3 protein-coding genes are annotated in these 7,442 nt (G+C 56.8%); 1 reads left to right on the forward strand and 2 read right to left on the reverse strand.

Annotation, left to right across the window (positions count from 1 at the left end):
• Window positions 1-327: 327 nt before the first annotated feature.
• Both VGE80_RS15375 and VGE80_RS15380 read right to left on the reverse strand, forming a co-directional pair.
• Entirely contained in the window at window positions 328-5,478 is a 5,151-nt protein-coding gene (locus VGE80_RS15375) for a PVC-type heme-binding CxxCH protein (protein ID WP_440593277.1), read from the reverse strand.
• Between the two features lie 117 nt (window positions 5,479-5,595).
• Window positions 5,596-6,552, reverse strand: coding sequence for an SMP-30/gluconolactonase/LRE family protein (locus VGE80_RS15380; protein WP_440593278.1), 957 nt, complete (start codon window positions 6,550-6,552; stop codon window positions 5,596-5,598).
• Between the two features lie 613 nt (window positions 6,553-7,165).
• Here VGE80_RS15380 and VGE80_RS15385 point away from each other — a divergent pair.
• Window positions 7,166-7,442, forward strand: a 277-nt coding sequence (locus tag VGE80_RS15385) for a hypothetical protein (RefSeq protein WP_440593279.1), incomplete at its 3' end; no start/stop codon positions are given.

A 7,442-nucleotide genomic window follows, 5' to 3' on the forward strand; every position in this document is an offset into this window, starting at 1 on the left:
TAAGTTGTGCTTCTTTCCCTTGGGCCTCGCTGGATTTACCGGCGTGAGTGTCCGGATGAGCATTGGGCATCCCCGTCCACTGCCGGGTTACCCCACCACGTCGGCCTTGTATCCAGTTTCTGTTCGTCGAGTCCAAGTTTCTCTTTCGGCTCCCTTCAGATCCCGCCTCGCGGCGGGCACCCTGTCCTACAGCTCACGGTTCCGGTCATCACGGCCCGTAGAGAACTTGCATCTCCGAGAAACACAACATGCCAGGCGCACAGAGGCGAATCCCCGGCGGCACCTGAGCGCCGCCAGGGATTCCTCTATCGCGACCGACAAGGCGGGCTAGTGCTTGTGTCCACCTTTTTCGGCACCCGCTTTGTAAACGGGATGGTTCCGGTTGCCTCGTGAATTCACGTACGCAACGAGATCCAGAATTTCGTCCCGAGTCAGTTTGTCCAACAGGCCCTTCGGCATGATGGAAACTTTGGATTTTTCCCGTTCGACGATCTCACTCCGTTTGACCTCGATCGGTTCGGCCTTAATGAGTGGATTTTCGACGATCTTGATCACATCGGGGGTTTCTTCGACCACGAGCCCCGTTACGACTTTTCCATTCCCCAGTTCAATGACGTTGGTCTGGTACTTGTCATTGATCTTGGCGGAAGGATCAAGAATTTCCTTGAGAATATCGACACTGGTCCATTTGGGTTCGAGCTTCGTGAGGTCCGGACCAAACTCGCGACCAGCACCGTCGAATCTGTGACAGCCGACACAGTTGGCCACCGTAAACAGCTGCTTGCCATTGCCAAAGTTGGGTGTTGCATGCGAATGGTCGTCGCTGTTTCCGTGGCCACGGCTTTCGGCGAGCGTCGCAACAATGTCGGACAGATCTTCAAACTTCCACTCGGTTCGGGGCCGGCGATCCTTGAGCAATGCGTCGACTGGCTCAATGTGATTCGCAGCCAGATACGGTTCCGGGCTGGCGAGATACTCGTCCAGATTCGGGACGACATACAAGGCCCCGTACATGCGCCGCCAGTGCCCCGGATAGGTACACACAAAGGGATAGACGCCGGGTTGCTGCGGTGCCGTAAAGCTGACTCGCTGGCTGTCGCGAGGCTGCAGTAAGGTACTCTTGGCAAGAACCTTGTCCGACTGCGGCACGTAGTATCGCTCGGCAAACGCCGGTTGTTGGGCGTTGGCTTCAGACATCAGTCCAATTTCCTCGAGTGCCCCTGGCTGAGTGATCACAAAGTTGTGCGGCATCAGATCACTGTTCTCAAGCAGGAACTCGACCGGTTTGCCCGCTACGACAACGACCAGATCCTTATCGAACGCCATTTTCTCGAAGATCGTCCCGATCTTGATGACGCGAACGCCCAGTTCACCCAAGATGGCGCGCGTCTTCTTCGCCTCTTCCACCGGCAGCAGCGTTGTCAGTGCGTCGGAAAACTCGAGTGCATCCAGGGCCGCTGGAGATGTCCGGTCGGCCGCGGGGGTCTTCTGAATAGAAGCAATCAACACCTCCAGCAGCGGCGCCGCTTCATCCTTCGGCCAGGCCGACTGTGGCAGTCGCTGAAGAGCACGAATGGCCGTGCTTCGTTCTACATCTTCCTTCACAAATTTTTGAAGCAGTGAGAACGTTCTTGGTTCCTGTCCGCGAACGTAGGTCAGGGCCAGCATGGCGGCACGACGGACAAGTGACTCGGGACCGCCCCCCTCAAGAGTGAAGGAAACGCTGACCTTTGGAGCAGGGTTCTTCTCTTTGACGAAGACTTCAGCCCGCTTGTCGTCCAGCACTTTCAACGTGAACTGGTCCAGCCGATCAGGAATCTCGGTCCGGTTGAAGATGTTAATCTGATCGATCGGATAGACCTCGCCCAGATCGACTTCCCACCACGGCTGTGCGGTATTCTCTTCGGTATGGGTCTGCCCGCCATCGCCATAGGCACCGGACTTGTTCCCATCGATACCACGGGAAGCATCCCCCCCCGAAGCGGTATTCTTCTGCGTCGCTTTGCCCCGGCGAGCGATATTCACACCACCGCTGAGCACTTCGACTTCAGCAAGTGTCAAGGTTCCCTTTCCGGGCAACTCAACTCGCACATAGCGTCCCAGCGTTCCTTTAGAGGTCGTGCCGGCGATGGAAGCAGGAAGCCCGTCAAGCAGTGGCACCACCTTGTCGTACAGACTGGCCCGAATCGAGGCGTCGCTGATCAATGGCAACGCGTTCACGAAATCAATCAGGTGGTTTGAACTGGTTGTCGCCAGCGCCCAGGACTTATCGATCGTGCCATCGACATTGATCAACGAGACAAACCCGATCTGTCGGAAGATGGGTTGCTTTGCGGATGTCGCCAGCTTTTCGAGTTCCGCACGAGCCGTCGTCAGTTCCGCGGCACTTCGTCCCGTCAGTTGTCGCACCAGATCAAAGATCACGGTGACGTCCGCATTCGACTGCTTTCCGTCCAGCGTATTGATGGCATCCATAATCACGGCCAACTGTGGCTTGTTGTCCAGCCGCGAAAGTCCTTCGATGGCCTCGCGTCGGGCTTCATCCCGCAGCCCAGGCCGGTTCAGCATTTCCACGTAGACCAGTCGGTCGCGCTTTTCGTTCAGCAGCTGGTCATTTGTAAGACTCTTCAGGAAGTACCTGGCACCGGCATCGGAGGTGAATTCCACACGTCGGTTTTCCCGGCTGGCAAGATCCAGATAGGGTTGAAGCGTCCGCATGACTTCCTTCGACATGTGGTCAATAAACGCATCTGTCGGTTTTTCGCGCGCGATCAGCACAACTTCGGCCGCTTCCGCCTGCGGCAGGAAGCTGGCCGCCCAGATTGCCTGCAATCGAACTCGGGGGGCCTCATCGTTCGCCGCCTGTTTCAGCAGATCCAGAGTATTGCTGACGCGATCCCGCCAAGCCTGCAGCACACGAATCGCGGCTGCCCGTGCGCGATGATCCCGGGCCTTCAAAAGTTGTTCCAGCAATGCTGTATTAAGCACATTGTGATGCTGGTGAACCCAGAGTCCCTCGAGTGCATGGTGATCGTAATCTGCATGATTCTTATCCAGCCGGGCGAGCCAGGGTTCCAGCGCCGCAATCACATCAGCGGTGAGTCGAGCGGAAAGTTCGATGCGCGCTCGTGAACGGACGCGGTCATCTTTCTCTTTCAGAACGTCCAGCAGCTTGCCGATCGGTTGACCAGCAATGGGGATCGGTTTGATCAGATCGCGTCCCTCGTATCGAATGCGGTAGACACGGCCGTGAATCCGGTCGCGATTGGGGTCACGCAAGTTGTGCTGCATGTGTCCGATGATTGGATTCTGCCAATCGGTGAAATAAATTGTACCATCCGGTGCCGTTTCGATATCGGCAGGACGGAAATTGGGATCACTCGACATGACCAGTGTTTCAGGGAACTCGGTCGCCCCGAAACTCCCTCCGTCCTCGAAAACCTTGTACTGCAGGATTCCCTGGAGCCCGATGACGTTCCCGACGAGCAGGCTGCCGCGCATCTCTTCAGGAAAGTGGCTGCTGCTGAGGTATTCAATCGCCGGGCAGGGGCGTGTGCGTTGTTTGTAGACCGTCGGTGTGCCACTGTGCTTGTGAGGGTATTCGAGGAAGCTGGACATCAGCGTCGCGTCGTATGGAGCAGAACCGGTTCCATCCACGACGATGTCCTGTCCCCAGGCATTAAATGAATGGCCGTGTGGATTGGCGAATCCGTAGGTCACGTAGACGTCGGTCTTCTGGGACCGAGGTTCATAACGGAACACCGCCCCGTTCGCGACGCGGCGCGGAGCCCCCCAGGGGGACTCAATCTGCGAATGGTGAAATGTCCCTTCCTGGAAATACATCGCGCCACCCGGATCCAGAGCAAAGCTGTTGATCGTGTGGTGCGTATCGGCGGTGTCGAACCCGTGAACAACACGTTCCTTCACATCGTATTTGTCGTCGCCATTCGTGTCTTTCAGAAACAGCAGATCCGGTCCCTGTGCGACCAGGACGCCGCCTCCCCAGAATTCAAAGCCAGTAGGATTGTGCAGGTCACCGGCGAAGGTGAGGCACTTGTCAGCCTTGCCGTCGTGATTGGTGTCTTCCAGGATCAGCAGGCTGTCGTTCATGGGCGTTGTCGGCTTCCAGTGCGGATACGTCGGCCAGGTCGCCACCCACAGACGACCGCGTGTATCAAAGGCCATCTGCACGGGATTGATCAGTTCGGGAAACATCGACTCGTCAGCGAACAGTTCAACCTTGATGTTCTTAGCAACCGTCATCTTCTTGATTGCTTCTTCCCCCGAAAGGAACAGGTGCTTGCCCCCTTCGAGCGGACCGGGTTTGTTGGAAATCACTTCCAGGAACTGGGGCAGGTTCGTATCGTCCGGCTTGATCGTTTTCCCCTGTGCCGCTGCCCACACGACCTTGTCACGGTTGGACGTCAGCGTATCCAGGACGTCGAGTTCACGCTGGCCGACGGAGTAATTCGACAGTCCGTCTCCGTACCCACCGGGCCCCTCGGAAAACTTGAGAAACGCCCGGTCACCGTAGGTCGAATAGCCGTCTGTAACGCGATAGCGGTTGTACCAGTAGAAGTTTTTGTCGTTGACCGCAGCCTGAATGGAGCTGAGCCGGGATGCAGGAACTGAATCGAGCTGTTCGCTCTTCGATTTGAACAGGCCTTGAACAGCAACGCGGGCGATCGTCCGGTCACCGTCAGCGTTCTGGTGGACGCCGTTGATGGTCGCAACAGGGGCCTTGCTGTCACGAGAATTGCCGACGACCGGGGAATCACCATTAAACAATTTCAAGGTCGGCGTGAACAAGTCGACGAACACGACCGAGTTGGCCCGGGCGACTTGGCCCATGGCTTCAGAATACATGTTGAGTCGGGCATTGGCGGCCACGACCTGTGTCCGCGACAGCAGATTGGGATCGCCGACAAATTCATGCGCGATCGGCGAGAACAGGACGAGGCGTGGCGCTGACTTTCCGTTGTACTGCTGGCTCAAGGTGTGCTTGATGAAGGCATCCACGTTTTCCTTGAATTCTGCGAGGCCTGCTTCACCGGCAAATGACTCGTTGTAGCCGTAGAAGGCAAAGACAACGTCGGCATTGGTGTTGGTCAGTTCAAACCGGTTCTCCCGCACTTTTCCTTCGTCACGTTTGGAAAGCTTGTCGACTTGCGGACAGGGAGCATTGCCGCTCAGCCATTGATCGTGCGTACCAAAGTCCATCGAACGGAGTCGCTTGTTGCGATCGCGGAATCCGTTGATCTCATCACCACTGTAGGCGAGATTGCGAAAGACAAGTTCGGCGTCGGGAAACTTTGCGTGAATATAGGTTTCGAGCCAGCCGTAGTGCTGCATGCGTTCGGCGACGGTGCCACCCACAATGCAGATGTGATCGCCCTTCTTCAGCTCAAGCTGCGATTGAGCACTGACCGTCGACGACAGCGAGATACACAAGACGAAAACGCAAAGATGCCACTTCATTCCGGTCGTTCCTCAGTGATGTTGGCAAATACGCTCGTTCCGAACGAGTCGATTCAGAGGTCGCCAGATTAACGCATCCGATGGTCTCTGACGACCGTTCCGCCGTGGTTCTCGTGATCAACCGCGGGACGAAGCACTGCGATGGACGACCCAGCCGGGGACTTCGACCTGGATCTGATAGACGGTCTTGCCTGCGGTGACGTAGAGCGTCTTCAGATCGGGACCGCCCCACGTGCAGTTCGTGACGATGTCTTCGTCGATCGGAATACACCCCAGCAGAGTTCCGTCCGGGCGAACTACATAGATGCCAGTGGGGACCCGGTCCGTTTCGATCGCGCTACGGGCACGGGAGATCCCTGCTGCGATGTAGAGGGTTCCCTGCGAGTCCACACACATACCATCGCCCCCCCGTCCGGGAGCAAAATCGAAGACGAGACGCTGCTGCGAGAGTGTTCCGTCGCTTGAGAGATCGAAAGCCCAGATGCGACGGTGCCCCCCTGCGACCGTGCAACTGTCGACGACATACAGTGTCCGTTCGTCGGGACTGAGTGCAATTCCGTTGGGCCGCTGAATCTCGGGCTGAGTCAGCACTCGTGTGACGGGACCGTCGGGATCAATCCGATAGATGGAATCATGATCCAGTTCCATCGTACTTCGGTCGTAATAGCAGGGATCGGTGAAGAACAACTGGCCGCTGGAACAGGCCGCGATATCATTCGGCGCGTTGTAGCGTTTCCCTTCAAATCGGTCGGTCAGGACCTCGACAGCCCCCGTTCTCAGATCGGTCCGGGTGATGCGACGATTCCCGTCGTTGGGACAGAACTCGTTCCCTTCGCAGGCCAGCAGACGCCCTTCAACGTCAAACAGCAAACCATTGGCCCGGCCGCTCGGCTCGCGGAACACCCGGTAATACTTTGAACCCTTTTCGAGAACCAGAATCCGGTTGTTGACGATGTCCGTAAAATAAAGATTGCCGGTCGAGTCGCAAGCAGGTCCTTCCGTGAAGGCGATGCTGGTGGCAACGGCAGATCCGGAGAGCACTCCGGGCGGCATTGGGAGTCCATGCAAATTCATTGTTGTTCCATCCAGGTGTTGTCGTCGCCCGACATCATCGCCGAAGCTCGTTCGTCGTTGGGCTTGATACGGGCCGCATTGTCTGGCCACCAAACGTCGAGCAGTCGAGCAGCGATGGCCTTGCCGCCGCAGAATACGAAACGGCGAGTTCTTCGTCGAATGTGACCGAGCTGCGGTCTGCAGGAACCACGTTGACTGCCCGCCGGTCGATTTGAACCCGCAATCGCCAAGTTCCTGTTCAAAACCGTGGTGAATCCCCGTTTTTTGAATGGTACGCGAAGTGCAATTTACGCTCTTAGCCGACTTGCAAATCCTTAGGAGGAAACCTCTGAATTCGTGAGTCGCGCCAGTTCAGGTGCCACTCGTTGGGAGCAGCGGAGAACTCCAGCTCCCCTTACGTGGCGACCTGAACCCGCTCAATCCGGTAATCCGCCTGAGCTTGAGCACGAAGGTGAGTTCCGAAGCGAGCGGTGTGGATGGCCGGATGTCATGGGTATCCAGACTCCGGTCGAAGCCAGAAACCACACACAGGGGTGTCAGTTGTGAATTGCAAGTGACGGTTCACTACTTCCGACTGTCCCCTTAAGAAAAATCGTCTCTGAAAGGGATCATCATGAACGCAAAGCAATTCAGATTAGCCACATTGGCCGCAGCGTTGCTCGCCATTCCGTTGCCGAATGCAAATGCGCAAGACTTTCTGAACGGACAATCGTATGGCACGGGATACTACACGGGTTCGGGCCAGGGTTATTACGGCGGTTATGGGCAGGGGTATGGGGCGTATGGATCGGGGTACTCATCTGAATTTGCCCCCGGCTATCCCACACTCTCACAACAGAACTATGTCCCTTATCGCGACGACATCGCACCGGTTCGCTCGTATAATTCCT

The organism is Schlesneria sp., from assembly GCF_036405755.1.
Taxonomy (GTDB): domain Bacteria; phylum Planctomycetota; class Planctomycetia; order Planctomycetales; family Planctomycetaceae; genus Schlesneria; species Schlesneria sphaerica.

What these genes read in the sequence shown, in the direction of transcription:
- VGE80_RS15375 (WP_440593277.1), bottom strand. Translation starts at nt 5,478, where the DNA reads ATGAAGTGGCATCTTTGCGTTTTCGTCTTGTGTATCTCGCTGTCGTCG.
- VGE80_RS15380 (WP_440593278.1), bottom strand. Translation starts at nt 6,552, where the DNA reads ATGAATTTGCATGGACTCCCAATGCCGCCCGGAGTGCTCTCCGGATCT.